The following is a 25847-nucleotide window of genomic DNA, read 5'->3' on the forward strand; positions in this document are numbered from 1 at the left end:
GCGACGTGAACCAGGTCTCGAGGGGCGCGAGGGGGTGCCGGTGAGCGCGGACGCGGAACAGGCGCACTCTTCTCGTCGTACGCCCCCACCTCGCCCTGTGCACCCCCCGCGCACCGCGCCCACGCCCCGGTCCGCGCCCCCACCGCGCAACGGCACCCCACCGCGCAACGGCACCCCGCCCAGCGCCCCGCCCGGTTTCGGTCCGCCGGTCTTCGGTCCGCCCGGCTTCGTCCCGGACCCCGCCACCCCGGTGCTCGGCGTCCCGGCGAAGGTCCCCTTCCCCCGGGGCGCCACGCGCGGCGGACGGAACACCGGCCGTACCGGCGGTCCGAGCGGCCCCGCCGCCGACAGACCGCACGTACCGCCGCGCCCGACCACCCCGCCGCGTCCCACCGCCCCGCCGAGCGCCGGAACCGGCCATCACCGCGCGCGCAGCCGCAAGGTCGCCGCCGCCGTCTCCCTCGTCCTCGGCCTCGGGCTGCTCGTCGGCGCGGCGGCCGGCAGCTGGCTGGGCGACAGCCCCGACGCGACGCCCTCGGCCGCCGACACCTACGCCAAGACGCGCGCCGCCTGGCACAGCGTCCCCGTGGACGACCTCTTCCCCCGCACCCTGCGTGGCAAGGGCGACGGCCCCGGCGGCGCCGACCGCCTCTGGACCCGGGTCGCGGTCGCCCCCGACAGCAGTTGCGGCGGCGGCTTCGACCCGCTGCTCACCAAGGCGCTCTCCCCGGTGGGCTGCGAACGCCTGCTGCGCGCCACCTACACCGATTCCACCAGCACCAGGGTGACCACCGTCGGCCTGCTGATCACCGCGGCCGATACCGCCGGGATGACGGCCCTGCGGCAGCGCTTCGCCGACGACAAGCTGGACGAACGCGCCGATCTGATGCCCCGTCCGTACGCCGCGAAGGGCACCGCCGCGGCCCGCTTCGGAGACGACCAGCGCGCGAGCTGGCGGATCCGGATCCTGACCGACGCACCCGCCGTCCTCTACGCCGTTTCCGGATTCGCCGACGGACGCAAGGTCACCGACCCCCAGTCGGCGGGCGAGGCCACCCGGCGCGGCGCGACCTCCGCTCCCGCCCAGTCCGGCCTCGGTAACGATGCCCGCGGCCTCACCGACGCGACCGAGGACGCCTTCCGCCACGCCCTGTCCCAGGCCCCGGAGGCGCCGGGGACACCGGGCCCGTCCGGTGAGCGGGGGAGCGGCTCATGAGGACCGCGCGGCGCATCGCCGTCAGCCTCGCCGCCGCCGGGCTGACCCTGGTGCCCGTCGCCCCCGCCCGGGCCGACGGCATCCAGGCCCAGGAATGGGCGCTCGACGCCATTCACACCCGCCAGGCGTGGCAGACCACCAAGGGCGCGGGCGCGACCGTCGCCGTCCTGGACACCGGCGTCGACGACCGGCACCCCGACCTCAAGGGGCAGGTGCTGCCCGGCAAGGACCTCATCGGCTTCGGCGCCGAACGCGGCGACCGCCCCTGGGCCCGGCACGGCACCGCGATGGCGGGCATCATCGCGGGCAGCGGACACGGCGCGGGGGGCAGCGAAGGCGTGCTGGGCGTCGCGCCCAAGACCAAGATCCTGCCGGTGCGGGTGATCCTGGAGGACGGCGACCCGCAGCGCGCCAAGGCACGCAGCTCCCGGGGCGGCGCGCTCGCGAAGGGCATCCGCTGGGCCGCCGACCACGGCGCCGACGTGATCAACCTGTCCCTGGGCGACGACAGCGCGTCGGCCCACCCCGAGTCCGCCGAGGACGCCGCCGTGCAGTACGCGCTGCGCAAGGGCTCCGTCGTGGTCGCCTCCGCGGGCAACGGCGGCGACAAGGGCGACCGCGTCTCCTACCCGGCCGCCTACCCCGGCGTGATCGCGGTGACCGCCGTCGACCGCTACGGCAACCGCGCCGCCTTCTCCACCCGCCGCTGGTACGCCACCGTCGCCGCGCCCGGCGTCGACGTGGTGATAGCCGACCCCGACAAGCGCTACTACGAGGGCTGGGGGACCAGCGCGGCCGCCGCCTTCGTCTCCGGCGCCGCCGCCCTCGTCCGCTCCGCCCACCCCGACCTGAGCCCGCGTCAGGTCCGGCAGCTGCTGGAACAGACCGCCCGGAGCCGCCCGTCCGGCGGCCACAGCGACGAGCTGGGCGCGGGCGTGGTGGACGCCGCGGCGGCCCTCAAGGCGGCGGCGAAGACGAAACCCGAGCCCCAGCAGCCCGCCGCCGCGGCGTCGTCACGGCGCTTCTTCGGCTCCGGCCCCAGCCGGACCGGCGCCTCCGGCGACGAGGGCGGGGTCAACGAGACGGCGCTGTTCGCAGCCGCCGCCGGGGCGGGCCTGGTGGCCGCCGCGATCGTCCTGTGGCGCGGCTCGGGCCCGCTGCGCACCCCGCGCGCCCTGCGGCGCCTGTCCCGTACGCGCTGAGGGACCCGTACGCACCGGACGCCGCCGACGGGGCCGTACGCGCGGGGCGCCTGACGACCCGTACGCACCGCGCGCCCTGCAACGCGGCCTACGCCCGGAGCGTCGCGGCCGCCCCCACCGCGGCCCGCGCGGCCTGCTCGACCAGGGCCACGCCGGTGTTCATGTTCTTGCTGCCGTCGGAGAGCACCGCCACCAGGTACGTCCGCCCGCTCGCGGTGACCTGGCCGATGCTGTTGACGTCCCACAGCCCGGTGGTGCTGCGCGGCAGCCAGCCGTTCTTCAGCCGGGTACCGGCGCCCGCGTCGGCGGCGGCCGAGACACCCCAGTCCTGGCCGGTGGCGATCCGGCCCATCAGCGTCCGGATGTACGCCCGGGAGTTCGCGTTCAGCGCCGAGCCGTCCCCGAACACCGCGCGCAGCAGCCTCAGCTGGTCGGCAGCGGTGGTCCGGGTCAGCCCCCACAGCCCCGCCCGGCCGCCGCGGGTGTGGGTCAGGCCCAGCCGGTGCTGCGCCGCGTCGAGCCCGTCGGCGCCGCCGATCACCTTCCACAGCGCGGTCGCCGCGCCGTTGTCGCTGTGCTCGATCATCACGGTGGCGGCGTCGCGCTCCTTAGCGGTCAGCCCGCGCCGCTCGTCCTGCGCCTTGAGCAGCAGCGCCGCGAGGATGCCGACCTTGACGATGCTCGCCGTGTCGTACGCGCGGTTGCCGTACGTCGCGCTCGCCCCCGACCGGGTGTCCAGGAGGGCCACCGCGAACTCACCGTCACACTCGCGGGTCACCGGGGCCAGCGCGTGGCCCAGCGCCTGACGCAGCGTACGGGGCGATGCGGCGGGCGGGGCCGCCGATGCCGTCGAGGGCGCCCCGACCTCGGTCACCCGCTCCACGTCGCCTCCCTGGATGTCGCCCGCCGCGCACCGCGGGCCGGCGCTCGGCCGCAGCTGGGCCCTCGTCGGTGCACTGGTGTCCGCCGCGCACCCCAGCAGGGTCATCGCGAGTGCCGCCACGACCGCGATCACGGCCGGGCGGCGCGCTCTTCGACCGGGGCCGCGGCCCCGGTCCAGCCCCCCTGACGTGTCGGTCTCCATGGAGGGCGAGGCTAGACTCCCCCGCCGCGCGACGGGGGACAAGGTGATGAACAACCCATGAGAAAGACCTCACGGCGGCCCCGATACCCTCATGGAGTGGCGCTCAAGAACATCCCCGACCCCGGCTTCTCCGGCGACGACGGCTCCGCCGACGCCCGCCTGACCGCGGCGCTCGCCGCCTGGGCCGACGACCGCACCGCCGAGCCGGAGGTGCTGGCCGCGCTCACCGAGGCGCGGCTGCTCGTGCCCGTGGTTGCCCTCCTCGGCGAGGTGGAAGAAGGGCCCGACGGGCTGCGCCGCGAGAAGACGAGCGACATGGCCGTGCCCACCCTGGAGGCCCCGGGCGGCCGCCGCGCCCTGCCCGCCTTCACTTCCCTGGAGACCCTGGCCCGCTGGCGCCCGGACGCCCGCCCCGTCGCCGTACCGCTGCGGCAGGCGCTGGAGGCGGCCGCGCACGAGAAGGCGGACACCCTGGTGCTGGACCTCGCAGGACCGGTGCCGTACCAGGTCACCGGGCCCGCCCTGCTCGCCCTCGCCGAGGGCCGGACCAGCACCGATCCGCTCGCCGACCCCGCGGTCGCGGAGGCGGTGCGTACCGTGCTGGCCGCCGAACCCGAGGTGGTGCGCGCCCATCTGGCCCCGGCCGCGGACGCCGACGGCATGCTGGCGCTGGCCCTGGCCCCGCACGCCCCGGCGCGCGAGACGGCGCAGCGGGTGGCGGGCGCGCTGGCGGCCGACGAGACGCTGCGGGCCAGGCTGGTGCGCGGGCTGAACCTGGCGCTGCTGCCGCCGGACGCGACCGTGCCCGGGGAGCCCCTCTTCAGCCGCTGATACTGGCCTCGGTAAACCACCGCTGACCTGCGACGGAACGGTCATCGGCAGGCGAAATCACCCGATACGCCCCACAATGCATAGGGCAACTGGCGGTCCGAGCGATGCGAGGAGAACGCCATGGAGACGAGAACGGTCGTATCGGAGTTCACCGGAACCGCGCTGCTGGTCCTCTTCGGCGTCGGTTCCCTGGTCCTGGCGGGTGACTACATCAACGCCGTCGGCATCTCGCTCGCCTTCGGCTTCATCCTCATCGCGCTCGCCTACGCGTTCGGCCGCATCTCGGGCTGCCACATCAACCCTGCGGTCACCCTGGGGATGCTCCTGGCCGGGCGGATCGACCTACGCAGGGCCGCCGAGTACTGGGTCGCGCAGCTGGTCGGCGGGATCGTCGGCGCCGCCGTGCTGTTCCTGCTCGCCAAGCAGGTGCCGAGGCTGCGTACGGACGACGCGTTCGGCAGCAACGGCTACGGCGGCCGGTCCCCGGTGGGCCTCGGTGCGGGCGGGGCGTTCCTCGCCGAGGTGCTGCTCACGTTCCTGCTGGTCTTCGTCTTCCTCATGGTGACGGAGAAGGTGACGCTGGCCGGGATCGAGCCGGTGCCGGTGGGGCTCGCGCTCGCCGCCGTCAACCTGGTCGGCATCCCGCTGACCTGGACCTCCGTAAACCCGGCGCGCAGCCTCGGCCCGGCGCTGTTCGCGGGCGGCGGGGCGCTCTCCCAGCTGTGGGTGTTCCTGATCGCGCCGCTGGTCGGCGGGGTGCTCGCGGCCGTCGTCCACCGGTTCACGCATCTGCACCCGGCGGGCCAGGCCGAGGAGGAGCAGGCCGCGGAGCCGCGGCCCGGCCCGTGGGGGCGGATGCGCGGCGGGCACCGCCCCGAGGCGGGCGGCCCCGAGACCAAGGGCCCGGAGGCGGCATGAGCCCGGGGGCGATCCCGGTGGCCATCCCGGGGGCGCCGCCCGCTCCCGTCCGCCGCCGGGCGGGCAGGGCTCGCGCCCCGCCGCGCGCCGGAAGCGACAGACGCCTCAGATGCGCTGGAAGCGTCAGAAGACCGGGCCGGTGAACTTCTCGCCGGGCCCCTGGCCCGGCTCGTCCGGGACGGCCGACGCCTCACGGAAGGCGAGCTGGAGCGACTTGAGGCCGTCCCGCAGCGGGGCCGCGTGGAAGGAGCTGATCTCGGTGGCGCTCGCCGTGATCAGACCGGCGAGCGCGTTGATCAGCTTGCGCGCCTCGTCCAGGTCCTTGTGCTGCGGGCCCTCCTCGGCCAGCCCCAGGTTCACCGCCGCGGCGCTCATCAGGTGCACCGCGACCGTCGTGATCACCTCGACCGCGGGTACGTCCGCGATGTCACGGGTCATACGGTCGAAGTCGGGGGTCGGCTGCCCGCTGTTGGCGTCGCTCATGGTGGTCGAAGGCTCGCTTCCTGGTGGATGATGGGCTCCACCCTAGGACGCCGCCCGTCGGCCGCTCGTACCGGTCGGGGGAACCGGGCGTGTGACATGGACGACGGGCCCCGTCGCCGTCTCTCCGACCACCCGGTGAGCATCCCGCGCGGGTCCTGGTATCGTAGGTAAACGACCGGCCGGTCACTCGCGTGTCCGGCCCACAAGTGGAGGCTCCGAACTCCCACCTCCCGACCTCGGGTCGGCAGGTCAACGGTCAGGCTGCGCCCCGCGGTGACTCGCGGCGGTGCTCCCGGTCAGTGAGGAGCCCCGCCTGTGTACCGTCCGGGGCGTTTTGTGCTTCTCGGCTCGGTGGTCTCTATACAGACGTAACGCGGCAGTCCGCCAGGCGGTCGCGTGGTGCAACCGAGGAGGATCCATCAGCGCCGAGCCCCGCATCAACGACCGGATTCGCGTCCCCGAGGTGCGACTCGTCGGTCCCAGTGGCGAGCAGGTCGGCATTGTGCCGCTTGCCAAGGCCCTGGAGCTTGCGCAGGAGTACGACCTCGACCTCGTCGAGGTGGCGGCGAACGCTCGCCCGCCGGTCTGCAAGCTCATGGACTACGGAAAGTTCAAGTACGAGTCGGCCATGAAGGCCCGTGAGGCGCGCAAGAACCAGGCGCACACGGTCATCAAGGAGATGAAGCTCCGGCCGAAGATCGACCCGCACGACTATGACACCAAGAAGGGTCACGTCGTCCGGTTCCTCAAGCAGGGCGACAAGGTCAAGATCACGATCATGTTCCGCGGCCGTGAGCAGTCCCGGCCCGAGCTCGGCTACCGGCTGTTGCAGCGGCTCGCTGAGGATGTCCAGGAGCTGGGCTTCGTGGAGTCCAACCCCAAGCAGGACGGCCGAAACATGATCATGGTTCTCGGTCCGCACAAGAAGAAGACCGAGGCGATGGCCGAAGCCCGTGAGGCACAGGCCGCCCGCAAGGCCGAGCGCCAGGGCGCCGGCCACGCGGAGGAGACCGCCGAGGAGCCCGCCGAGGCGTGACCGCGAGGCGCGAGCCTCGACCGCCCAGCCCGCCCGGGGCCCCGGTCCCGGACACCAACCGAAACACATGACGCTTCCGTACGCCGGATCGCGGTACCCGCCGCGCCTTCGGCCGCCGGACAGCGCCCCCGACGAGGAGTGAACGGCGACATGCCGAAGAACAAGACGCACAGCGGTGCCCGCAAGCGATTCAAGGTCACCGGCTCCGGCAAGGTCATGCGCCAGCGCGCCGGTCGCCGCCACCTTCTCGAGCACAAGCCGTCGACGCTGACGCGCCGCCTGGACGGCAAGGTCGAGATGGCCCCGGCCGACGCCAAGAAGATCAAGAAGCTTCTCGGCAAGTGACGCACCCGCCCCGCCGAACCGGCGGGGCGTGCGCCAGGCCGACCGCGACCTATTCGTTTCCGGGCCGTGTGAGTCACCCGCGGCCCCGTACAAGGAGTTAAACAAGTGGCACGCGTCAAGCGGGCAGTCAACGCCCACAAGAAGCGCCGGGCGATCCTCGAGCAGGCCAGCGGTTACCGGGGCCAGCGCTCCCGCCTGTACCGCAAGGCCAAGGAGCAGGTCACCCACTCCCTGGTCTACAACTACAACGACCGCAAGAAGCGCAAGGGCGACTTCCGGCAGCTGTGGATCCAGCGCATCAACGCCGCTGCCCGCGCCAACGGCATGACGTACAACCGCTTCATCCAGGGTCTGAAGGCCGCCAACATCGAGGTGGACCGCAAGATCCTCGCCGACCTCGCGGTCAACGACGCCAACGCGTTCGCCGCGCTGGTCGAGGCGGCGCAGAAGGCGCTGCCGAGTGACGTCAACGCCCCGAAGGCGGCCTGACCTCACGCCGACGGACCCGCAGGTGCCCCTGGGCACCTGCGGGTCCGCGCATGTAGGCGCCCGCCGCCGTGCCGTGTCGGCGTCCGCCGGTGCCCCCTGGCGTTTCGTCGCCGGGTGCGGCCCGGTGGCCGGGTTGTGCCCACCCGTTCCGCCCTGCGGAACGATTGCCCACAACCATGCGACGTTGCGGGGTGGGGGAGACACCGGGCCGCACCCACCACCACACCGCAACACGAGAAGGCGCATCCCATGGCGACCCCCGAGCTGACGTCCCTGCGATCGCCGCGCGTCACCGCGGCCAGACGGCTCGCCAAGCGCAGCTTCCGCGGCAAGGAGCGCCGGTTCCTCGTGGAGGGCCCGCAGGCCGTCCGCGAGGCGATCGCGCACCTGGTCGAGGTGTACGCGACGCCCGAGGCCGCGGCCCGGCACACCGGCATCGTCGAGGCCGCCCGCGCCGCCCGCATCCCGGTCCTCACCGCGTCCGACGACGTGATCGCGGAGATGTCCGACACGGTCACCCCCCAGGGCATCGTGGGCCTGTGCCGCTTCCTGGACTCGCCGTTCGAGGAGATCCTGCGGGCCCGCCCCCGGCTGGTCGCCGTGCTCGCGAACGTCCGCGACCCGGGCAACGCCGGGACCGTGCTGCGGTGCGCGGACGCCGCCGGGGCAGATGCGGTGGTGTTCACGGACGCCTCCGTGGACCCGTACAACCCCAAGGCGGTACGGGCCTCCGTGGGCTCGCTCTTCCACCTTCCGGTGGCCATCGGCGTACCCGTCGAGGAAGCGGTCGGCGGGCTGAAGGAGACCGGGGCGCGGGTGCTGGCCGCGGACGGGGCGGGGGAGCGCGACCTGGACGCGGAGCTGGACGACGGGGTGCTCGGCGCGCCCACCGCCTGGATCTTCGGCAACGAGGCGTGGGGGCTGCCGGAGGCTACCCGCGCACTCGCGGACGAGGTGGTGCGCGTTCCGATCCACGGCAGAGCCGAGAGCCTCAACCTCGCGACGGCCGCCGCCGTGTGCCTCTACGCCTCCGCTCGTGCGCAGCGCGCTCCCACAGGGTGCCGTTCCGTGACCGGGACCTAGTAGGGTTTGCCCCCACACGAGGCCCAGGAGGGGGTGTGGGGATGGACGTCAGGACCTCCGGCGCCGGGGCGGCTGCGGCCGATGCCCACGCGCCCGGACGGAAGCTGCCGGGTCCCGGCGGACACGACCGCCGGGAGCCGGGGACGGGGCGCGAGCGCGGCGCGCACGACCCGTACGAGGCGCTGGCCGCGCTCGGCCTGCACCCGGACGATCTGCCCGACGGCCTGGTGGTGGCCGACGAGACGGGCCGGGTCACCTGCTTCAACGCGGCGGCGGGTCGCATCACCGCCATCCGCCCCGCGGACGCCATCGGCCAGCGGCTGGAGCGCGCGCTCCCGTTAGAGGACCTGGACGGTCGGCGCTGGTGGGCGCTGACCGATCCGTACGGAGGGCTGGCCACCCGCGTCGGCCAGCCCGAGCGCAATCTGCTGTTGCCCGGCGGCCACGAGGTCCTGGTCTCGGCCCGTTACGTACGTGAGCGGCCGACCGGACCCGTGCGCCGCCTCGTCGTTTCGCTGCGCGGTACCGAGGCCCGGCGGCGCACCGAGCGCAGCCATGCGGAGCTGATCGCGACCGTGGCGCATGAGCTGCGGTCCCCGCTGACCTCCGTGAAAGGTTTCACGGCCACCCTGCTGGCGAAGTGGGAGCGGTTCACCGACGACCAGAAGCGGCTGATGCTGGAGACGGTCGACTCCGACGCGAACCGCGTCACCCGCCTGATCGCCGAGCTGCTGGACATCTCCCGGATCGACTCCGGTCGGCTGGAGGTGCGCCGTCAGCCGGTGGACGTCGCGGCCGCCGTGCGCCGCCATGTGCAGGCGCTCACCTCGGCCGGGCAGACCGCCGAACGGTTCCTGATCAAGGTGCGGGGTCCGCTGCCGGGTCTGTGGGCCGACCCGGACAAGATCGACCAGGTGCTGGGCAACCTGCTGGAAAATGCGGTGCGGCACGGCGAGGGAACCGTCACCATCGAGGTGGCCCCCGCACCGCACCGACCCGCGGCGGACGGCCCCGTCGTCGAAAGGACCGCCATCACCGTGAGCGACGAAGGCCCCGGTATCCCGGAGGAGTCGATGAGCCGCGTCTTCACCCGCTTCTGGCGGGGCAGCAAGCGCGGCGGCACCGGCCTCGGGCTCTACATCGTCAAGGGCATCGTCGAGGCGCACGGCGGGACGATCACCGTCGGACGGGCCGCCGGGGGCGGCGCCGAGTTCCGATTTACGCTGCCCGTGGGCACCCCGGCCTATCTGGCCTGAGCGTCCCCACGGGCTTCCCGCGGAACAGCAGACACCCCGCGCCCCTTAGACTCGGGCTTTGGCACCTTCGGCGTCCCCTTCGTGGTCGCTTTGTGGACGCAAGCGTCGCAGCCGTCGAGCGGGGTCGCGCAGCCAGCCAATCGGAAGCACGGGAAGAGATGTCGGCACCCAATAAGTCGTACGACCCTGTCGAGGTCGAGGCACTGAAACCGGAAGAGATCGCCCGGATGCGGGACGAGGCGCTGGACGCCATCGCCGCCGCCGGGGACCTCGAAGCGCTGCGCGAGGTGAAGGTCGCCCACACCGGCGACCGCTCGCCGCTCGCCCTCGCCAACCGCGAGATCGGCGCCCTGCCGCCGCACGCCAAGGCGGACGCGGGCAAGCGCGTCGGCCAGGCCCGCGGCCAGGTCACCCAGGCCCTGAAGGCCCGGCAGGCGGAGCTGGAGGCGGAGCGCGACGCCCGGGTGCTGGTCGAGGAGGCGGTGGACGTCACGCTGCCGTACGACCGCACCCCGGCCGGTGCCCGCCACCCGATCACCACGCTCTCCGAGCGCATCGAGGACGTCTTCGTGGCCATGGGCTACGAGGTGGCCGAGGGCCCGGAGGTCGAGGCCGAGTGGTTCAACTTCGACGCGCTCAACTTTCCGCCGGACCACCCCGCCCGGGAGATGCAGGACACGTTCTTCGTCCGGGGTGCCGATAAGGACGAGCCGTCCGGGGTGGTGCTGCGTACCCACACCTCGCCGGTGCAGATCCGGTCGATGATCGAGCGGAAGCCGCCGATCTATGTGATCTGTCCGGGCCGCACCTTCCGCACCGACGAGCTGGACGCCACCCACACCCCCGTCTTCAGCCAGGTCGAGCTGCTGGCCATCGACGAGGGCCTGACCATGGCCGACCTCAAGGGCACGCTCGACCACATGGTGCGGGCACTGTTCGGCGAGGGCATGACCACGCGGCTGCGGCCGAACTTCTTCCCGTTCACCGAGCCGTCCGCCGAGATGGACATGCGGTGCTACGTGTGCCGCGGCGAGTCCGTCGGCAACCCGGACCGCCCGTGCCGCACCTGCTCCAGCGAGGGCTGGATCGAGCTGGGCGGCTGCGGCATGGTCAACCCGCGGGTGCTCATCGCCTGCGGCGTCGACCCGGAGAAGTACAGCGGGTTCGCCTTCGGCTTCGGCATCGAGCGGATGCTGATGTTCCGGCACAACGTGGAAGACATGCGAGACATGGTCGAGGGTGACGTGCGCTTCACCCGGCCCTTCGGGATGGAGATCTGATGCGGGTCCCGCTTTCGTGGCTGCGGGAATACGTCGACCTGCCGGCCGGTGAGACCGGCCGCGACGTCCAGGCCAAACTCGTCGCCGCCGGCCTGGAGGTCGAGACGGTCGAGCAGCTCGGCGCCGGCCTCAAGGGCCCCCTGGTGGTCGGCCAGGTGCTGGCCATCGAGGAGCTGGAGGGGTTCAAGAAGCCCATCCGCTACTGCCAGGTGGACGTCGGCCAGGCCAACGGCACCGGTGAGCAGCAGAACATCGTCTGCGGCGCCCGCAACTTCGCCGTCGGCGACAAGGTCGTCGTCGTGCTGCCCGGTGCCGAACTGCCCGGCGGCTTCGCGATCTCCGCGCGCAAGACGTACGGCAAGACCTCCGAGGGCATGATCTGCTCCGCCAGCGAGCTGGGCATGTCCGACGACCACGACGGCATCATCGTGCTGCCGCCGGAGTACGAGGTCGGCACCGACGCGATCGAGCTGCTGCAACTCGTCGACGAGGTCCTCGACATCGCGGTCACCCCCGACCGCAGCTACTGCCTGTCGATGCGCGGCATCGCCCGTGAGACCGGCATCGCCTACGAGCTGCCGCTGCGCGACCCGGCCCTGCTGGACGTGCCCGCGCCCAACAGCCACGGCTACCCGGTCACGGTCGCCGACCCGGTCGGCTGCGACCGCTTCACCGCCCGCACGGTCACCGGGCTCGACCCCGAGGCGCGCTCGCCGATCTGGCTCCAGCGGCGGCTCCAGAAGGCGGGCGTGCGGCCCGTCTCGCTCACCGTCGACATCACCAACTACGTGATGCTGGAGATCGGCCAGCCGCTGCACGCCTACGACCGCTCCCGGGTGACCGGCGCGATCGGCGTACGCCGTGCCGAGCCGGGCGAGAAGCTCACCACCCTCGACGGCACCCAGCGCGTCCTGGACGCCGAGGACCTGGTCATCACCGACGACAGCGGGCCGATCGGCCTCGCCGGAGTCATGGGCGGCGCCGGGACCGAGATCGCCGACGTCACCGAGGCGGCGGGCACCACCGAGGTCGTCATCGAGGCCGCGCACTTCGCCCCGGTCTCGATCGCCCGCACCGCCCGCCGCCACAAGCTGTCCTCCGAGGCGTCCAAGCGGTTCGAGCGCGGCGTCGACCCGGAGGCCACTTCCGCGGCCGCGCAGCGCACCGTCGACCTGCTGGTGCTGCTCGCGGGCGGCACCGCCGAGGCGGGGGTCACCGAGATCCTCTCGCCCGGCGCCCCGCACACCATCACGCTGCGCGCCGACCACCCCGACAGGGTCGCGGGTGTCGCGTACGGCCGCGAGACCGTGGTGCGGCGCCTCCAGCAGATCGGCTGCGACGTCTACGGCGCGGACGACCTCACCGTCACCGTGCCCAGCTGGCGGCCCGACCTGCGCGACCCGAACGACCTCGCCGAGGAGGTCATCCGGCTGGAGGGCTACGAGAACCTGCCCTCCACCCTGCCGCAGCCGCCCTCCGGCCGCGGGCTGACCGAGCGCCAGCGGCTGCACCGCCGGGTCGGCCGGGCGCTGGCCGGGGCCGGTTACGTCGAGGCGCTGAACTACCCGTTCATCGGCGAGGAGGCGCTGAACCAGTTCGGTCTTGCCGCCGACGATCCGCGGCGCGACCTGGTCCGCCTGGTCAACCCGCTCTCCGACGCCGAGCCCGCCCTGCGCACCACCCTGCTGCCCGGACTGCTCGCCGCGCTGCGGCGCAACGCCGGGCGCGGTGAGCACGACCTCGCGCTCTTCGAAACCGGGCTGGTCTTCCGCGCCACCGGCGACGAGCCCCCGGCCGTGCGCCTCCCCGTCGACCACCGGCCGACGGACGAGGAGATCGCCCAGCTCGACGCCGCCCTGCCGAGCCAGCCGCGGCGCGCCGCCACCGTCCTCGCGGGCGACCGGCAGCAGGCCGGATGGTGGGGCAAGGGCACCCCGGTCAGCTGGGCCGACGCCGTCGAGGCGGGCCGTACCGTGGCGCGCGAGGCGGGCGTCGAGCTGATCGTCCGCCAGGACCAGCAGGAGCCGTGGCACCCGGGCCGCTGCGCCGCGCTGCTCGCCGTCGTCGACGGCGAGGAGATCCTCGTCGGCAACGCGGGCGAGCTGCACCCGCGCGTCACCAAGGCGCTCGGCCTCCCGGAGCGCACCTGCGCGATGGAGATCGAGCTGGACCGCCTGGAGCGGGCGGGCGGCGGCGTGGTGACGTCCCCGCACGTGTCCACCTTCCCGGTGGCCACCCAGGACGTCGCCCTCGTGGTGGACGACTCCGCCGCCGCGGCCGACGTGGAGAAGGCGCTGCGCGAGGGCGCGGGCGAACTGCTCGAATCGCTCCGCCTGTTCGACGTCTTCACCGGCGAGCAGCTCGGCGAGGGCAAGAAGTCCCTGGCGTACGCGCTCCGCTTCCGTGCCCCGGACCGCACCCTGACCGCCGAGGAGATCGCGGTGGCCCGCGACGCCGCGGTGGCCGTAGCCGCGGAACGCACCGGCGCCACCCTGCGCGGCGCCTGACGCCGACGTACGGCCCGAGGGGCGCATCCCGGATTCCGGGGTGCGCCCCTTGGCGTTTCGTTGCCGGGTGCGGGCCGGTGGGCACAACCTGGGGCGGGTTCACACGATCGGGTGGGAATCGGAAGCCCCTGGTCCTTTTGACAGTCGCTGTCGCGAGAATCGTTGCGGTCGCCTGGCCCCGCGGGCCCCGCCGACCGCCTCATTGGCTGCGAGTGGGGGGCTGCGCATGATCGGGACCAAGGCGGTGTGCGGGCGGAGGCTGGGCCTCGCGCTTTCGGTTGTGTGGCTGCTGTGTGCCGTCGTCTGGCAGCGGTACTGCCCCCACCATCCGCTGCTGGTCCCGCTGCTGGCCGCCCCCGTCCCCGTCCTCGCGTACGCGTATCGAGGCCGCCGCTCCCGGCTGGTCCGCGAGCTGGAGCGGGCCCGCGAAGTGGCCGCCGCCGCACAGGAGGTGGTGCTGCGGCCGCTGCCGTCCCGGCTGGACGGCATCGAGATGGCGGGCGGCGCTCTGTCGGCCAGCCGCGGCGCCGCGCTCGGCGGCGATCTGTACGAGGTGCTGGCCACCGCGCACGGCGTCCGCGCCGTCATCGGGGACGTACGCGGCCACGGCCTCGCCGCCATCGGCACCGTCGCCGCCGTGCTCGGCAGCTTCCGCGAGGCGGCGCACGAGGAGGCCGAACTCGCCGGTGTCCTCCGGCGGCTGGACCGCGCGCTGCGGCGTCACCTCGACGACGACCACGGCGAGGAGTTCGTGACCGTCCTGCTGCTGGAGATCGGCCCCGGCGGCGAGCTGACCGCGCTCAACTGCGGCCACCCCTGGCCGTACCGGCTCTACGAGCAGGCCGTGGGCCCGGCGATGGCCCGGCAGATCACCCCCGGTGACGTCCTGCCGCCGCTCGGCCTGTTCCCGCTCCCCGCCGAACTGCCCTTGGCGCACTGCACCGCGCTGCGCCCGGGGGACGCGCTCGTCCTGTACACCGACGGCGCCGAGGACGCGCGCGACGCGCACGGCACCTTCTTTCCGCTGCGCCATGCCCTCGGCGAGGCCGCGGGCAGCGGACCCATCATCCCCGCGGCGGTCGTGGCGGCGGTGCGGGCGGCTCTGCTGCGCCACACCGGCGGCCGGCTCGCCGACGACATCGCCCTGGTGGCGCTGCGCAACGACCGCTGTCCGCTGCCCGCGAGCTTCACACCCCGTGTGAAACGGACTTCACTACGCTAATAGGCGCAGAGTCCACCGGGAGGGCGACATGGAGCCCAATACACTGCTCGACTCCGTACTCGACGAGGCCGGAATCTCCCACGCCGGGCTGGCCGCGCACATCAACGAGGCGGGCCGGGCCCGGGGCATGAAGCTGCGGTACGAACACACCGCGGTGGCCCGCTGGCTGAAGGGGCAGCGGCCGCGCGGCCAAGTGCCGGACCTCATCTGCGAGGTGCTCGGCGAGCGGCTGCACCGCGCCCTCACCCTCGACGACATCGGCCTCGGCACCCCCGGCACCCCGCGCGCCCCCGCCACCCCGCTGTCCGGTTTCGTCGAGCGCGCCACCGCGCTGTGGCGCTCCGACGAACAGCAGCGCCCGCACGTCATAGGAGCCCCCGCGGTCACCGGCACGCCCGCCGTGATCCCGGTGTGGGAGTGGGAGAACCCGCCCGAGGACTCGGACGTCTCCCGCCACGGCCTGACGCGCGTCTCCCTGACCGACCTCGATATGCTGCGCGCCGCCCGCGCCCACTACGAGCAGATGTACCGCAAGGCCGGCGGCATCGCGACCAGAGCCCGCGTCGTGGGCTTCCTCAACTCCGAGACCGCGCCCCTGCTGCGCGGCGCCTACGGCGACGACATGGGCCGCCAGCTGCACCGGGCGACCGGCGGCCTGGTCGCCATCGCCGGGATCTGCGCGTACGACTCCAACGCCCACGGCCTGGCCCAGCGCTACTTCCACCAGGCGCTGCGGCTCGCCAAGGCCAGCGGGGACCGGGGGCTGGGCGCGTATGTGATAGCGCTGCTCGTCACCCAGTCGCTGTTCATGAAGGAGTACCGGCAGGCCGTCGCGTTCGCCGAATCGGCGCTGCGCGCCGCGGGATCCCAGATCACCCCGGCGCTCGCCGCCGACCTGTACGCGATGCAGGCCAAGTCGTACGCGAGACTCGGCGACGGGCACAGCGCGCTGGCCTGCATCCGGCGCGCCGAGACCGCCGCCGAGCGGATCCGGCCCGGCCAGGAGCCCGACGAGACCGGCTATGTGCAGCCGGGCCTGGTCAACATCCAGGTCGCGGAGGCGCTGTTGAGCCTCGGCGACCTCGGCGCCGCCCGGGAACACGCCACCGCCGCGGTCGGCACGCCCGCCCACGACCGGGGCCGGGTGCACCGGCTCGCCATGCTCACCCACATCGAACTCCGGCAGGGGGACGCCGACCGGGCGGGTGCCACGGCGGTCGAAATGACCGAACGGGCCCGCGGCATGGAGTCCCAGCGGTTACGCGACCGGCTCCGCGCGGTACGCGAGCACCTGGCCGCCAGCGAGTGCGCAGCGACGTCCGAGGCCGCGGAACTCATCGACGGGGCCCTGCGCGTTCCGTTCTGACCGTGGGCGCCACCGCGGCCCGAATGTGGGCCGCGCCCTCGTCAGCGGGTGGCCGAGGATTGCCATCTCTCCGACGGAAGGTGGCCGACCAGTGCGATGGAAGAATCTCACGGAGCAGACCGTGTACGAGAACCGATGGTTCCGGGTCAACCTCGCTGACGTCAGACTCCCCGACGGCCGTCATCTGGACCACTATCTGATCCGGTTGCGGCCGGTGGCCGTGGCGACGGTCGTGAACGAGGCCAACGAAGTACTGCTGCTGTGGCGGCACCGTTTCATCACCGACAACTGGGGCTGGGAACTGGCCGCGGGCGTCGTCGAGGACGGTGAGGACATCGAGGGCGCGGCGGCGCGCGAGATGGAGGAGGAGACCGGCTGGCGGCCCGGCCCGCTGCGCCATCTGCTCTCCGTGGAGCCGTCCAACGGGCTCACCGACGCCCGGCACCACATCTACTGGGCCGAGGACGCCGAGTACGTCGGCCCCCCGGAGGACGACTTCGAGTCGGACCGCCGTGAATGGGTTCCGCTGAAGGTGGTGCCCGACCTGGTCGCGCGCGGTGAGGTGCCCGCGGCGAACATGGCGGCTGCCCTGCTGTTGCTCCACCACATCCGCCTGGGCTGATCCTCACCGCGCGGGGCACGGCGGGCGACGGGACCCTTGGCCGGGAACGGCTAGCGTCCCGCCGCCTGCCACACCGCCAGCGCCAGTGCGGATACCCCCGTCAGAGCGGCGATGGAGGGCAGCGGCCAGCGCCCGTGCTCCAGGACGCGGACGCGCCCGGCGAGTTGGCTCAGCTCTTCCTCCATCTGCTCTCCACGGTGGTCGTGCAGGATGAGCCGGCCGTCGACGCGGGCGAAGCCCACTTCGACGCTCCGGCGGAGTTCCGCGAGCTCCACGGCTAACGCGGTCTGCTCGGGCTCGGTGGTCACGGGTTTGGTCCCCTTCCGGATGTACGTCCGTACTGCACTGTTCACGCTCCGAGTCAACCGCGTAACGGGGCGGCGCGGGAGAGTGTGTGGGGATTGTGTGTGAGTCACCGGCGCACACCCCGTGCGAACAGCGCCGTGCACCGGGCGGCGACAGCTTCGTGTGCCGTGCGGCCCCCAGAGTGGCGCAACGGCCTGCGGGTACCGATGGGAGGGAGGAGGACCGGGTAACCGAAGGAAGTGGACGCATGATCGCCGCTCCGATGTGGGACTTCGGTGCTGACCAGGGAGCGCGGCAGTTCGCCGCGCTCGGTACCGCACTGTTTCTGTCCACCCTGATCGGGCTCGAACGGGCCGTGCTCCAGAAGAGCGCCGGACTGCGCACCCACACCCTGGTGGGGGTGGGCAGCGCGCTCTTCATGCAGGTGTCCCAGTACGGCTTCGCCGATGTGCTGAGCCGCGAACACGTCGACCTGGACCCCTCGCGGGTGGCCGCGCAGATGGTCTCGGGCATCGGCTTCATCGGCGGCGGCCTGATCTTCGTGCGGCGGGATGCCGTGCGCGGTCTGACCACCGCCGCGACCATCTGGCTGACCTGTGCGGTCGGCATGGCCTGCGGCGGCGGCCTGCCGTTGCTGGCCACCGCCGCCACCGCGGTCCACTTCCTGGTGGCGCGCGGCTATCCGCTGGTCACCCGCCATATGCCGGCGATCCTGTCGGCCGAGCAGCGGGAGTTGCAGCTGTCCTACCGGGTCGGCGGCGGACTGCTGCCCCGCGTTCTGGAGTTGTGCACGGCCGCCGGTTTCCGGGTGCTGCGGGTGCGGGTGAACCAGGCCCCGTGGAAGGGCCGGGACCGGTTGACCCGGAGCGTCCGTGCCGAGGGGGAGGAAACCGGATCCGGCGGGACGGATGTCGTCGAGGTGCTGATCACGCTCGAAGGCCGGGGCGACGTCCTGCGCCTGGTCGGGCAGATCACCGAACTACAGGGCGTACTCACCGCCGACGCGGGCGCGGAACTGGACGCCGCGGAGTGAATCAGGCGTACTCGTAGAAGCCCGAGCCCGTCTTGCGGCCCAGCCGCCCCGCGTCGACCATGCGCAGCAGCAGCGGGGGAGCGGCGTACAGCGGCTCCTTGTACTCCGAGTACATCGAGTCGGCGATCGCCGCGATGGTGTCCAGGCCGATCAGGTCGGACAGCTTGAGCGGGCCCATGGGGTGGGCGCAGCCCATCTCCATGCCGTTGTCGATGTCCTCGCGGTTCGCGACCCCGGAGGCGAACATCCGGATGGCGGACAGCAGGTACGGGATCAGCAGCGCGTTGACGACGAACCCGGCCCGGTCCAGGGCGTGGATCGCGTGCTTGCCGAGCACGCCCTCGACCAGCGCCTCGGCGCGCTTGATGGTCTCCTCGCCGGTGGTCAGCGCCGGGATCAGCTCGACCAGCGACTGCACCGGGGCCGGGTTGAAGAAGTGGATGCCGATGACGTGGTCCGGGCGGGAGGTCGCGACGGCCAGCTTGACCAGCGGGATGGACGAGGTGTTCGAGGCGAGGATCGCGTCCGGGCGGGTCACCACCTGGTCCAGGACCTGGAAGATCTCCGTCTTGATCTGCTCGCTCTCCAGGACGGCCTCGATGACCAGGTCGCGGTCGGCGAACTCCCCGAGGTCGGTGGTGAAGCTCAGCCGCTCCAGCGTCGCGTCCCGCTCCTCCTCGGTGATCTTGCCGCGGGCGGCGGCCTTGTCGAGAGAGGTGGTCAGGCGGGTACGGCCGATCTCCAGGGCCTCGCCGGTGGTCTCGGCGACCATGACCTCCAGGCCGGACCGCGCGCACACCTCCGCGATGCCCGCTCCCATCTGGCCGCAGCCCACTACTCCGACGCGTTCGATGTCGGTCACATCGTGCCTTTCGCTGAGCTAGCTGTCTGTGTGATCCCCCTGTCGACCCAGACGTTACCCCCCGGTTGGGCGCGGCGGACGGGCCGGGGCGGCATTGGCCCGCCCCGGCCCGTCCGTCCTCACGGTGTGCTGATGAGCCCGTTACGACACGTCCCCGCGCAGGATCCCGCGGCCGTTCGTGCCGACGTAGACCCGGCCGTAGACCCGTGGGTCGCCGGTGATGGTGGCACCGGTCCAGCCCCACTGGTGCGCGTCGTCGTTGATCCGGGTCCAGCTCTTCCCGGCGTCGGTGGAGCGGAAGATGCCGCGCACCCCGCCGATCTTGGCGCTGGTGTAGAGCGTCTGGTACGAGGCGCCGGGGGCGGCCTTGCCGAAGCCGATGGTGTCGGCCTGCTGGACGCCCGGCAGCTTGGTGAAGGTCGCGCCGGAGTCCGTGGAGTGCCACAGCCCGTACGCGCCGGTCGCGGTGCCGCCCGCGAGCCAGATGTCGCCCTCCGCGCCCGGTACGGCCTTGAAGCGCACGCTCTCGGCGGGCAGCCCGGAGGACGCCTTGGCGGTGAAGGCCGCGCCGCCGTCGGTGCTCACGTAGAAGGTGCCGGACTTGTAGCCGTAGAACTTCTTGGGGTTCTTGCGGTCGGACTCGACCACCGCCCCGGCCGGGATGCCGCTCGACGCCGTCCAGGAGTTGCCGAAGCCGGTGGTGCGGTAGACGGCCGACGCGCCGTCGGGGCTCCAGACGAAGCCGCTGCCGTCCGCCGCCGCGGCCACCGTGCCGCCGCCGGTGACACCGGGCGGCTCGGTGCCCTGGAACCAGTTGGCGCCGTTGTCGGTCGAGAAGGCGATGCGCGGGGCGGAGTCGTTGTTGCCCACCCGCACCACGGTGTTCGGGCTGTTCTCGGCGTAGTCCAGGCTGGTGCCCGTGGTGAACGACGGCGAGGTGTAGATCTTCGACGGCACCGCGTCGAGGTCGGTGTGGCGGAAGCCGCCGAGGTCGCCGAGCGCGCTCAGCAGTGGGGCGCCTGACGGCGGGCTGGCCAGGTCGTTGACGGCCGTCTCCTCCAGGCCCTTCACCATCGGCGTGATCTTCGCCTGGCCGCCGGAGTCCCACGCGGTCAGGTTCTCGGTCCCGAAGATCGTCGCGCCGGTGCCGTACATCATCCGGTTGGAGTCGAACGGGTCGATCTCCAGCGCCTCGGTCATCCAGCCCAGCTTCGGGGTGACCTCGGGCGGTGTCGGGTTGGTGCCGAAGGTCAGCCAGGGGACGGAGGAGATGTCCTGGGTGTAGCGGAAGGAGCGGTTCGGGTAGCTGGTGTAGTCCCAGGCCCGGGTCCAGGTGGCGCCGGAGTCGGTGGAGCGGAAGATCTGGGTGTCCGGCCACCAGGAGCTGTAGCCGGTCACCATGAGGGTGCCGGGCTTCTGCCGGTCCACGGTGAGCCCGCTGTAGCCGAAGGAGGTGTCGGCGTCCGCCGTGGGGCTGATGTTCTTCCACTCGCCGGTCGCGGTGGCGTACCGCCACACCTGGCCCTTGCCGCCGTCGTAGGGGCCGCCCTTGTCGCTCGTGGTGAGGTAGAGGTAGCCGTTCTTCGTGTCGAGCACGCCCTTGTGGGAGAGGTAGCCGGTGGGCTGCCCGGCCACCCGCGACCAGGTGGCGCCCGCGTCGGTCGAGCGGTAGACCGTGTTGTCCTTGTCGGCCACGCCCACGTAGAGGGTCTTCGTGGCGCTGCCGGACGAGCCGGTGCGCTCGTCGAACGTCACCCACACCACGCCCTGGTTGTCGCTCGCGTAGCCGCTGCTGTCGTTCGGGTCCTGGACGTAGTTGCCGGGGTTCGGGAAGGCGGTCACCTTCGACCAGGTGACCCCGGAGTCGGTGGAGCGCCACAGGCCGTTGCCGCTGGGCGCGCCGAGGTACAGCACGCTGTTCTTGTTCGGGTCGACCGCCAGCCGTTCGCCCATGCCGCGCCCCGGCATGTTGCCGCCGAGCTTGAAGGGGAGCGCCGTCGACTGCCAGGTGGCGCCCCGGTCGGAGGAGCGCAGGATCGCGCCGTTGCCCGGGTCCCAGCTGTTGGTGTACGTACCGGCCGCCACGTACACCTTGTCCGGCGCGACCGGATCGCTGGCCAGACTGACCACGCCGGTCCAGCCCCAGCGGTCCCAGCCCACCGAGTCCAGCAGCGGCACCCACCGCTTGCCGGACTGGTCCCAGCGGTACGCGCCGCCGATGTCGGTGCGGGCGTAGGCGAGGTTCTTCTCCTTGCGGTTGAAGACGATGCCGGGGACGAAACCGCCGCCGTCGATGCGGACGTTCTTCCAGCTGTAGTTTTCCGCCATGTGCTGTGGGGTGGGGGAGTCGTCGGGGCGGGCCGCGGCGGGGGCGGCGGCCGCGGTCAGTAATCCGCCGACGAGTGCCAGCGCGGCCATGAGCGCGCCGAGCGGTGTTCTCCTGCCTCTGCTGCGCACGGGAACTTCCTCTCCGGGCGTGGGGGTGTGGTGTATTGGGAGCGCTCCCATGCGTGCGTTCTTTTGATGCTAACGGCCGGATGGCCCTGCGAGAAGAGTGAAGTCGAGGGGTACCCATTGCCGCCCGCCCCCAAGGCGCCCATCATCAGCGGGAGTTGCGCCTGAGTGAGGAGTGAGCATGGGTCGGATCACGGGCATCACACGGCGAAGTCTGACGGCCGCGGCCGCCGGGGGGCTGGCCGCGGCCGCCTGGCCGGGCGAGGCGGCGGCGGACGAGCGGGGGCCTGGACGTGAGTTCCGCGGGATGTGGCTGGCCACGGTCGCGAACCGCGACTGGCCCGCGCGCCCCGGCCTCCCCGCCGCCGAACAGCGGGCCTCCCTGCTCGCCTTCCTCGACACCGCCGTCCAGCGTCGGCTCAACGCGGTCGTCTTCCAGGTCCGCCCCACCGCCGACGCGCTGTGGCCGTCCCCGTACGAGCCCTGGTCCGGGTGGCTGACCGGGGTGCAGGGCCAGGACCCGGGCTGGGATCCGCTGGGCACCGCCGTGCGCGAGGCCCACCGGCGCGGGCTGGAGCTGCACGCCTGGTTCAACCCGTACCGCATCGCGAACCACGCCGACCCCACCAGGCTGCTCCCCACCCACCCGGCCCGGCTGCACCCCGAGTGGGTCGTGCCCTACGGCGGCAAGCTCTACTACAACCCCGGCCTGCCCGAGGTCCGCCGCTTCGTCCAGGACGCGATGCTGCACGCCGTCGCGCGCTACGACATCGACGCCGTCCACTGGGACGACTACTTCTACCCGTATCCGGTGGCGGGCCAGGTCTTCGACGACGACGCGGCGTACGCGCGCCACGGCGCGGGCTTCCCCGACCGGGCCGCGTGGCGGCGGAACAACATCGACCTGCTGGTGCGGGAGACCGGCGCACGTATCAAGCGGCTGAAGCGGGGCGTGCGGTTCGGCATCAGCCCCTTCGCCGTGTGGCGCAACCGCGCCACCGACCCGCTCGGTTCCGACACCCGGGCCGGGGTGCAGACGTACGACGACTTGTACGCGGACACCCGGCGCTGGGTACGGGAGGGCTGGATCGACTACATCGTTCCGCAGGTGTACTGGAACATCGGCTTCGCGGCCGCCGACTACGCCAAGCTCGTGCCCTGGTGGGCGGAGCTGGTGCGGGGCACCGGGGTCGACCTCTACATCGGCGAGGCGCTGTACAAGGCGGGCGATCCGGCGCAGCCCGCGCCCTGGCAGGACCCGGCGGAGCTGTCCCGGCACCTCACCCTGTGCGCGGACCACCCGCAGGTGCGGGGGAACGTGTACTTCTCGGCGAAGGAAGTGGCCGCCGACCGCAACGGCGCCATGGCGCGCGTGGTCGCCGACCACTATCCGTGCCGGGTACGTCCGCCCCGCTGAGCCCGGCCCGCGGCCGCGCCGCTACCGCTACCGCGGCCGCTGTCCGGCGGGCAGGTGACGTACGACCGAGTCGGGCCCCGGGGAGAACAGGCATTCATGACCGTCGTCCTCGTAACGGACGCGGTACGGCGGTTCACCGTGGTCCCCGAGCACTTCGATGATCTCTGCGGTCCGGTCGTGAACTCCGACAACCCTGCCGTGCACCAGCAGCTTGTCGCCTACGGTCGCCTCCATCTGCGTGACCTCCTGTAGTGCGGCTACCCGGAGGGCAATGCGATCCCTGTGGCCAGTCTATGGCCGCTCCACCCGGATCGCGCCCCCCGGGTTTCGCCGCATCGGTCGGCCTTCACCCCCGTTGCGTCACCCCGATGCACACCAGGACCGCGACGGCGGCGATCGGTGCGGCGGGGCCGATGTGTTCGCCGAGCAGCAGCACCGACCACACCAGGGTCAGCAGCGGCTGGGCCAGCTGGAGCTGGCTGGCCCGGGCCACGCCGATGGCGGCCATGCCGCGGTACCAGACCACAAGACCCACGAACTGCGAGCCCACCGCCAGCCACAGCAGCCCGGCCACGGCGTGGCCGCCCAGCTGCACGTCCTCGGCGGACAGCGCGATCGCCGCGCCCGGGACGGCCACCGGGACACAGGCCACCAGTGCCCAGCCGATCACCTGCCAGCCCGGCATGGTGCGGGCCAGCCGCCCGCCCTCGGCGTAGCCCGCCGCGCACACCAGCAGCGCGCCGAACAGATACAGGTCGCCGGTGGTCGGTGCGCCGCCGCTCTGCTGCACCGCGAAGCCGATCACCACCGCGGCCCCGGCGAGCGCCGCCGCCCAGAACCTGCGCGAGGGCCGTGCGCCGGTGCGCACGGCGGAGAACACGGCCGTGGTGAGCGGCAGCAGCCCGACGACCACGGCGGCGTGCGAGGTGGTGGAGGTCTGGAGCGCGAGCGTGGTCAGCAGGGGAAACCCGATGACCACCCCGGACGCGACCACCAGCAGTCCGGGCCAGTGGCGCCGCTGCGGCGGCGCCACGCGCCGCGCCGCCAGCGCGCCCCCGGCCACCAGCGCCGCGAGCACCATCCGGCAGGTGGTCACCGACCAGGGGCCGAGCCCCTCCAGCGCCCAGGCGGTGCCGGGGAAGGTGAGGGAGAAGGCGACCACCCCGAGGGCGGCCAGCAGCGTTCCGCTGCGGGCGGTGCCGTGGGAATCGGCCGCGGTGGCGGCGGGCGTGGCGGTGGCGGCGGGGGCGTCCGGCCGGGGGCCGGCGGCACCGCTCACCGCTATCGTGTCGTCGGCAGTAGCGCTATCCTGTGCTCTCATGCAAGAGCGTAGCAGTGTCGCCGAACTGGTCGAATCCCTGCGTCGGGATCTGAACCGCTACTCTCCCGGTGAGAAGCTGCCGTCCAGTCGTGCCCTGGTCGAACGCCACCGGGTGAGTCCGGTCACCGTCTCCCGCGCCCTCGCCGCGCTCGCCGCCGAGGGGCTCGTCGTCACCCGGCCCGGCGCCGGTGCCTTCCGTGCGGCGCCGAGGGTCGAGGCGCCACGCGCCGGGGACACCTCCTGGCAGGAGGTCGCGCTGAGCGTCGAGACGCCCGGCGAATCGGTCCCGCGCTCGGTCGACGCCTCGGGCGTCCTGGCCACCCTCGCCGCCCCGCCGCCCGGCATCCTGGAGCTGAACGCCGGCTATCTGCACCCCTCGCTCCAGCCCGAGCGCGCCATGGCCGCCGCCCTGGCCCGGGCCGGGCGGCGGCCCGGCGCCTGGGGCCGCCCGCCGATGGAGGGCCTTCCCGAGCTGCGCGCCTGGTTCGCCCACGAGATCGGCGGCCGCGGCGGTGCCGTCGCCGCCGCCGACGTCCTGGTCACCGCGGGCGGCCAGTCCGCGCTGACCTGCGCGCTGCGCGCCCTCGCCCCGCCCGGCGCGCCCGTCCTGGTCGAATCGCCCACGTACCCCGGCATGCTCGCCGCCGCCCGCGCCTCCGGGCTGCGCCCGGTCCCCGTCCCGGCCGACGCCGACGGCATCCGCACCGATCTGCTCGCCGAGGCGCTGCGGGCGGGCGGCGCCCGCGTCGTCGTCTGCCAGCCGCTGTTCCAGAACCCGACCGGCGCGGTGCTCTCCGTCGAACGGCGCCGTGAGGTGATCCGGATCGCGCGCGAGGCGGGCGCGTTCGTGATCGAGGACGACTTCGCGCGCTACCTCGTCCACGAGGACGCGCCCCCGCTGCCCGCGGCCCTCGCCGCGGACGACCCCGACGGGGTGGTGGTCCACGTCTGCTCCCTCACCAAGGTCACCTCGCCCAGCCTCCGGGTGGGCGCGCTCGCCGCCCGCGGTCCGGCGCTGGAGCGGCTGCGCGCGATCCAGGTCGTGGACAGCTTCTTCGTCCCGCGCCCGCTCCAGGAAGCCGCGCTGGAACTGGTCGGCGCGCCCTCCTGGCCGCGCCATCTGCGGACCGTCGCCGCCGAGCTGCGCACCCGCCGCGAGGCGCTGGTCACGGCGGTGCGGCGGGAGCTTCCCGAGCTGCCCCCGCCCCATGTGCCGCCCGGCGGCTACCACCTGTGGCTGCGCCTGCCGCACGGCACCGACGAGGCCGCGCTCGCCTCCGCGGCGCTGCGCGCCGGGGTCGCGGTGGCCCCCGGCCGCCCGTACTTCAGCGCGGAGCCGCCCGCCCCGCACGTCCGGCTGAGCTTCGCATCGGTCGCGGGCACCGGTGAACTCGCCGAGGGCGCCCGGCGGCTGCGTACCGCGTGCGACGAGGTGCTGGGGTAGGGCGCCGCCCCGGACCGCCCCCCTTCTCCCGCAGGAGCCCACCCCGGGGGCCCGGCGAACCGTACGATGC

General features: G+C 73.2%; 24 protein-coding genes. 17 read left to right on the top strand and 7 right to left on the bottom strand.

The features are described 5' to 3' along the window. The first annotated feature begins 97 nt into the window (after positions 1-97). Positions 98-1216, top strand: a complete 1119-nt coding sequence (locus HYQ63_RS34455; RefSeq protein WP_179937670.1) for a hypothetical protein — start codon at positions 98-100, stop codon at positions 1214-1216. Further along, positions 1213-2418, top strand: a complete 1206-nt coding sequence (gene mycP, locus HYQ63_RS34460; RefSeq protein ID WP_179937671.1) for a type VII secretion-associated serine protease mycosin — start codon at positions 1213-1215, stop codon at positions 2416-2418. Before HYQ63_RS34455 ends, mycP begins: the two co-directional genes overlap by 4 nt. An 88-nt stretch (positions 2419-2506) precedes the next feature. Here mycP and HYQ63_RS34465 read toward each other — a convergent pair whose 3' ends face one another. Then, positions 2507-3502, bottom strand: a complete 996-nt coding sequence (locus HYQ63_RS34465) for a serine hydrolase (protein WP_179937672.1) — start codon at positions 3500-3502, stop codon at positions 2507-2509. 96 nt (positions 3503-3598) lie between these two features. Between HYQ63_RS34465 and HYQ63_RS34470 the strand changes: the two genes are divergently transcribed. Together HYQ63_RS34470 and HYQ63_RS34475 are read left to right on the top strand one after the other, a co-directional pair. Next, positions 3599-4333, top strand: a complete 735-nt coding sequence (locus HYQ63_RS34470; protein WP_179937673.1) for an SseB family protein — start codon at positions 3599-3601, stop codon at positions 4331-4333. A 120-nt stretch (positions 4334-4453) separates the two neighbouring features. Next, entirely contained in the window at positions 4454-5251 is a 798-nt protein-coding gene (locus HYQ63_RS34475) for an MIP/aquaporin family protein (protein WP_179937674.1), read from the top strand. 123 nt (positions 5252-5374) lie between these two features. Here the strand turns inward: HYQ63_RS34475 and HYQ63_RS34480 are convergent, their stop codons facing one another. Further along, positions 5375-5734, bottom strand: a complete 360-nt coding sequence (locus HYQ63_RS34480) for a DUF1844 domain-containing protein (RefSeq protein WP_123105515.1) — start codon at positions 5732-5734, stop codon at positions 5375-5377. Between the two features lie 418 nt (positions 5735-6152). Between HYQ63_RS34480 and infC the strand changes: the two genes are divergently transcribed. From infC to HYQ63_RS34530, 10 genes are all read left to right on the top strand, one after another. Next, positions 6153-6770, top strand: a complete 618-nt coding sequence (gene infC / locus HYQ63_RS34485) for a translation initiation factor IF-3 (RefSeq protein ID WP_123105519.1) — start codon at positions 6153-6155, stop codon at positions 6768-6770. A 150-nt stretch (positions 6771-6920) separates the two neighbouring features. Continuing rightward, positions 6921-7115 (top strand): 50S ribosomal protein L35, encoded by a 195-nt coding sequence (gene rpmI / locus HYQ63_RS34490; RefSeq protein ID WP_123105517.1) that lies wholly within the window; start codon positions 6921-6923, stop codon positions 7113-7115. Positions 7116-7220: 105 nt separating this feature from the next. Continuing rightward, a complete protein-coding gene (gene rplT / locus HYQ63_RS34495; protein WP_009713826.1) occupies positions 7221-7604 on the top strand; it encodes a 50S ribosomal protein L20 in 384 nt (127 codons plus the stop codon). Positions 7605-7853: 249 nt separating this feature from the next. Beyond that, entirely contained in the window at positions 7854-8687 is an 834-nt protein-coding gene (locus HYQ63_RS34500; RefSeq protein ID WP_179937675.1) for an RNA methyltransferase, read from the top strand. Between the two features lie 41 nt (positions 8688-8728). Next, a complete protein-coding gene (locus HYQ63_RS34505; RefSeq protein ID WP_179937676.1) occupies positions 8729-9943 on the top strand; it encodes an ATP-binding protein in 1215 nt (404 codons plus the stop codon). 158 nt (positions 9944-10101) lie between these two features. Then, entirely contained in the window at positions 10102-11223 is a 1122-nt protein-coding gene (gene pheS, locus HYQ63_RS34510; RefSeq protein ID WP_009713823.1) for a phenylalanine--tRNA ligase subunit alpha, read from the top strand. Next, the gene (gene pheT / locus HYQ63_RS34515) at positions 11223-13730 is read left to right on the top strand and encodes a phenylalanine--tRNA ligase subunit beta (protein WP_179937677.1); all 2508 of its coding nucleotides are present in this window, start codon (positions 11223-11225) and stop codon (positions 13728-13730) included. The genes pheS and pheT overlap by 1 nt, the downstream gene beginning before the upstream one ends. Positions 13731-13956: 226 nt before the next feature. Further along, entirely contained in the window at positions 13957-14952 is a 996-nt protein-coding gene (locus HYQ63_RS34520) for a PP2C family protein-serine/threonine phosphatase (RefSeq protein WP_179937678.1), read from the top strand. A 28-nt stretch (positions 14953-14980) separates the two neighbouring features. Beyond that, positions 14981-16318, top strand: a complete 1338-nt coding sequence (locus tag HYQ63_RS34525; protein ID WP_179937679.1) for a transcriptional regulator — start codon at positions 14981-14983, stop codon at positions 16316-16318. A gap of 91 nt (positions 16319-16409) precedes the next feature. After that, positions 16410-16940 carry an NUDIX hydrolase gene (locus HYQ63_RS34530; RefSeq protein WP_179937680.1) on the top strand — a complete coding sequence of 177 codons (531 nt, stop codon included), beginning with the start codon at positions 16410-16412 and terminating at the stop codon, positions 16938-16940. A 50-nt stretch (positions 16941-16990) separates the two neighbouring features. On the opposite strand, the gene HYQ63_RS34535 is transcribed toward HYQ63_RS34530, so the two are convergent. Continuing rightward, positions 16991-17248: a hypothetical protein gene (locus HYQ63_RS34535; RefSeq protein ID WP_179937681.1), complete on the bottom strand. Its 258-nt coding sequence runs from the start codon at positions 17246-17248 to the stop codon at positions 16991-16993. A 245-nt stretch (positions 17249-17493) separates the two neighbouring features. Here HYQ63_RS34535 and HYQ63_RS34540 point away from each other — a divergent pair, with 245 nt between their 5' ends. Then, on the top strand, positions 17494-18279 hold the full coding sequence (locus tag HYQ63_RS34540) for an MgtC/SapB family protein (protein WP_257232325.1): 786 nt from the start codon (positions 17494-17496) through the stop codon (positions 18277-18279). Position 18280: 1 nt separating this feature from the next. Here the strand turns inward: HYQ63_RS34540 and HYQ63_RS34545 are convergent, their stop codons facing one another. Continuing rightward, the gene (locus HYQ63_RS34545; RefSeq protein WP_179937682.1) at positions 18281-19141 is read right to left on the bottom strand and encodes a 3-hydroxybutyryl-CoA dehydrogenase; all 861 of its coding nucleotides are present in this window, start codon (positions 19139-19141) and stop codon (positions 18281-18283) included. A 141-nt stretch (positions 19142-19282) separates the two neighbouring features. Further along, positions 19283-21598, bottom strand: coding sequence for a xyloglucanase (locus HYQ63_RS34550; protein ID WP_373689173.1), 2316 nt, complete (start codon positions 21596-21598; stop codon positions 19283-19285). Between the two features lie 178 nt (positions 21599-21776). Here HYQ63_RS34550 and HYQ63_RS34555 point away from each other — a divergent pair, with 178 nt between their 5' ends. Further along, on the top strand, positions 21777-23012 hold the full coding sequence (locus HYQ63_RS34555) for a glycoside hydrolase family 10 protein (RefSeq protein WP_179937683.1): 1236 nt from the start codon (positions 21777-21779) through the stop codon (positions 23010-23012). A gap of 27 nt (positions 23013-23039) precedes the next feature. Here the strand turns inward: HYQ63_RS34555 and HYQ63_RS34560 are convergent, their stop codons facing one another. Beyond that, positions 23040-23246 (bottom strand): DUF1918 domain-containing protein, encoded by a 207-nt coding sequence (locus tag HYQ63_RS34560; protein ID WP_009713813.1) that lies wholly within the window; start codon positions 23244-23246, stop codon positions 23040-23042. Positions 23247-23358: 112 nt separating this feature from the next. Then, complete coding sequence (locus tag HYQ63_RS34565; RefSeq protein ID WP_179937684.1) at positions 23359-24333, bottom strand: DMT family transporter; 975 nt, start codon at positions 24331-24333, stop codon at positions 23359-23361. On the opposite strand from HYQ63_RS34565, the gene HYQ63_RS34570 reads away from it, so the two are divergent. Further along, entirely contained in the window at positions 24332-25777 is a 1446-nt protein-coding gene (locus HYQ63_RS34570) for a PLP-dependent aminotransferase family protein (RefSeq protein WP_179937685.1), read from the top strand. The two genes, HYQ63_RS34565 and HYQ63_RS34570, sit on opposite strands and share 2 nt — an antisense overlap. Positions 25778-25847: the final 70 nt, after the last annotated feature.

Source organism: Streptomyces sp. Rer75, assembly GCF_013414305.1.
Taxonomy (GTDB): Bacteria; Actinomycetota; Actinomycetes; order Streptomycetales; family Streptomycetaceae; genus Streptomyces; species Streptomyces himastatinicus.

Bases quoted from the DNA above. Each gene is read 5' to 3' on its own strand.
- mycP (WP_179937671.1), top strand. From the start codon at position 1,213: ATGAGGACCGCGCGGCGCATCGCCGTCAGCCTCGCCGCCGCCGGGCTG.
- HYQ63_RS34465 (WP_179937672.1), bottom strand. From the start codon at position 3,502: ATGGAGACCGACACGTCAGGGGGGCTGGACCGGGGCCGCGGCCCCGGT.
- HYQ63_RS34475 (WP_179937674.1), top strand. From the start codon at position 4,454: ATGGAGACGAGAACGGTCGTATCGGAGTTCACCGGAACCGCGCTGCTG.
- HYQ63_RS34480 (WP_123105515.1), bottom strand. From the start codon at position 5,734: ATGAGCGACGCCAACAGCGGGCAGCCGACCCCCGACTTCGACCGTATG.
- rpmI (WP_123105517.1), top strand. From the start codon at position 6,921: ATGCCGAAGAACAAGACGCACAGCGGTGCCCGCAAGCGATTCAAGGTC.
- HYQ63_RS34500 (WP_179937675.1), top strand. From the start codon at position 7,854: ATGGCGACCCCCGAGCTGACGTCCCTGCGATCGCCGCGCGTCACCGCG.
- HYQ63_RS34505 (WP_179937676.1), top strand. From the start codon at position 8,729: ATGGACGTCAGGACCTCCGGCGCCGGGGCGGCTGCGGCCGATGCCCAC.
- pheS (WP_009713823.1), top strand. From the start codon at position 10,102: ATGTCGGCACCCAATAAGTCGTACGACCCTGTCGAGGTCGAGGCACTG.
- pheT (WP_179937677.1), top strand. From the start codon at position 11,223: ATGCGGGTCCCGCTTTCGTGGCTGCGGGAATACGTCGACCTGCCGGCC.
- HYQ63_RS34520 (WP_179937678.1), top strand. From the start codon at position 13,957: ATGATCGGGACCAAGGCGGTGTGCGGGCGGAGGCTGGGCCTCGCGCTT.
- HYQ63_RS34525 (WP_179937679.1), top strand. From the start codon at position 14,981: ATGGAGCCCAATACACTGCTCGACTCCGTACTCGACGAGGCCGGAATC.
- HYQ63_RS34540 (WP_257232325.1), top strand. From the start codon at position 17,494: ATGATCGCCGCTCCGATGTGGGACTTCGGTGCTGACCAGGGAGCGCGG.
- HYQ63_RS34555 (WP_179937683.1), top strand. From the start codon at position 21,777: ATGGGTCGGATCACGGGCATCACACGGCGAAGTCTGACGGCCGCGGCC.
- HYQ63_RS34560 (WP_009713813.1), bottom strand. From the start codon at position 23,246: ATGGAGGCGACCGTAGGCGACAAGCTGCTGGTGCACGGCAGGGTTGTC.
- HYQ63_RS34570 (WP_179937685.1), top strand. From the start codon at position 24,332: ATGCAAGAGCGTAGCAGTGTCGCCGAACTGGTCGAATCCCTGCGTCGG.
- HYQ63_RS34565 (WP_179937684.1), bottom strand. From the start codon at position 24,333: ATGAGAGCACAGGATAGCGCTACTGCCGACGACACGATAGCGGTGAGC.